Source organism: Candidatus Bathyarchaeia archaeon (genome assembly GCA_035935655.1).
Classification (GTDB): domain Archaea; phylum Thermoproteota; class Bathyarchaeia; order 40CM-2-53-6; family 40CM-2-53-6; genus 40CM-2-53-6.
The window spans coordinates 1-2019 of the sequence record DASYWW010000033.1 but is presented as its reverse complement, the minus strand read 5'-3'; the positions used below and the strand labels follow the sequence as shown (position 1 = coordinate 2019).

At 52.7% G+C, this 2019-nt stretch carries 1 protein-coding gene and 1 tRNA gene; one reads left to right on the top strand and one right to left on the bottom strand.

The window, feature by feature from the left end; all coding sequences use genetic code 11:
• Positions 1 to 1265 precede the first annotated feature (1265 nt).
• Positions 1266 to 1751 carry a hypothetical protein gene (locus tag VGS11_05210; protein ID HEV2119485.1) on the top strand — a complete coding sequence of 162 codons (486 nt, stop codon included), beginning with the start codon at positions 1266 to 1268 and terminating at the stop codon, positions 1749 to 1751.
• A 128-nt stretch (positions 1752 to 1879) separates the two neighbouring features.
• Here VGS11_05210 and VGS11_05205 read toward each other — a convergent pair.
• Positions 1880 to 1953 (bottom strand) — tRNA-Arg (locus VGS11_05205).
• Positions 1954 to 2019: the final 66 nt, after the last annotated feature.

Here is a 2019-nt window from a genome sequence, read left to right as displayed (position 1 = left end):
GCCGCGCGTCCGGCGAATTTCGCTGCGTAGCGGCGCGTTCCTTCGGGAGTTGCGAAGCCGGGGTGAAGTGTTATCGGTGAATTCATCGAGTCTCGCCGGAAGGCAGGCTCAATTTGCGCGGGCAGTATATCAGAAGGCGTGACATTCACTCGCGCGGAGGATGGAGGAGCAGGGGGCAGAGAGGCAGAGGAGGCGGAGGAGGCAAAGGAAGCACAGGAAGCACAGGAAAGGGCATTTGGATGCGTATCGCAACATTGAAATTCATTTGCGATTAGAAAATGGTAAGTGCTTTGATTTCGGGCACTTGGCAATTTACGACTGTGCGTGTCATTTGCGATCAGAAGAGGAGAGGAAGCAGAGAGGCAGGGAGGCAAGGAGGCAGGGAAAGACAAAGAGCGGAAATTACAAAATGCGAATTTGTGTCGATTAGAAAGGGGTCCGATCCTTTGTTTTCTATGACTTACAGGCGATTCTAATTCCGGGATTTGTCGATTAGAAATGCAGGAGGTGGATGAGGCAAAGGAAGCAAAAGAGGCAGAGGAGAAGGCCACGGCAGTCTGCTGACACGAAGGGGACCCTTCGACTTCGCTCAGGGTGAACACTTCAGATTTGGAGGTCCGATCCGCCTCCGCAGAAGGCAGCTGCGGCGGACGTCGCGTAAGACATGCTCCGAGATTATCGATTAGAAAATTGGATGTGATTGATTTGGTGCGAGTTAGCGCAATTTCTAATTTCTTCAGGGCCGTGAGGGGAATGGAAGCGGTAGCCCCAAGCGCAGAAGCGGAAGTATTGAAATTCTTCCCGATTAGAAAATCGCAAGTGGTGGATTGTGAGGGACTTAGGATTTTCTGACTCGATTTTCGTTCCCGATTAGAAAGCAGGCGATAGTCAACAGTCGGGCGTCGAGAGCGAGACACCTTCGACAAAAAAGGCGTATGTAGGCAAGCGCGACTGGCGGCGGATGGCTGAGAGGATTTTCGAGAGAAAAACGGGATGTAGACTGTGTTCATCGAGGAATGGTAGCAGGAGGCGAGAAAAAAAAGATACTGGTCTGGGGGCGGAAAAGAGGACAGGTCGAAAACCCGTCCCAAAACTGTCCTCAGGACAGGTAGGGGAGAAACAGTGACGAGTGACGAGTGATGAGTGGAGAGTGACAGGATGGTGCGACGGCAACGGTCCCACGCTCACAAACCGGTGGGGGCACCTCCGACATCAAGATCGCTGAGGTTAGGCCACCCGCCTCTTCTTATCGGCGTCTAAAGATCATGCTTCGACAAACCCTTTCGGGAATTGGATTTTTTGTTCTTATCCCCATGATTTCCCTCTGCGCATCGACTCAAGGAGGACAATTCACATCTCCAATTCCCGTCCACGCTACTGGCGTTGACGGGGTCATTTTCCCAGCGGACATGAAGGCGTTTCAAACGCAATTTCCAAAGGGAGTGCGCTATTGGACGCCATCAGAATCCGACGTGCTGGTGGCTGAACATGAATTGATACCGTTCCTAGGCCGTTCACACGATGCACGCATCAGGGAAATTCTGAGCAAGATCAAAACATATAAGAGGCAGTACGTTGGTGTGGTCATCGCCGGGCACAAATATGTCTATTTCAATCTGTTCTGCGTGGCCCCAAATTATTGGACGCGAGCAGAGGTCGTTGTTTTGGATGGCGGCACCTGCTTCTTTAATGTGCGATTTTCGAGCGAAACCAAGGCCTTCTCTGAACTTCGATTGAACGGGGTAGCTTGAGCGAGCGACTCCCGTCACCAGGGTTTCGGTGAACGGCGTTCTCGGGCAGTTCCTCGTTCAGGACCCTCCAGTTGGAAGTGATCGGAAGGGCATGACTTGAAACGATTGTAAAGGAAGTCTCAAAGAAGCGCGCCCGGAGGGGTTCGAACCCCCGACCCTCTGCTTCGAAGGCAGATGCTCTATCCAGCTGAGCTACGGGCGCGAGGGAATAGTTTATCGAAAATTCGGGAGCATGGCGAATGGGCGCGGGACGGAGCGAAGGCTCTGC

Excerpts from the sequence above, each read along its gene's own strand:
- VGS11_05210 (HEV2119485.1), top strand. The coding sequence starts at position 1,266 with ATGCTTCGACAAACCCTTTCGGGAATTGGATTTTTTGTTCTTATCCCC.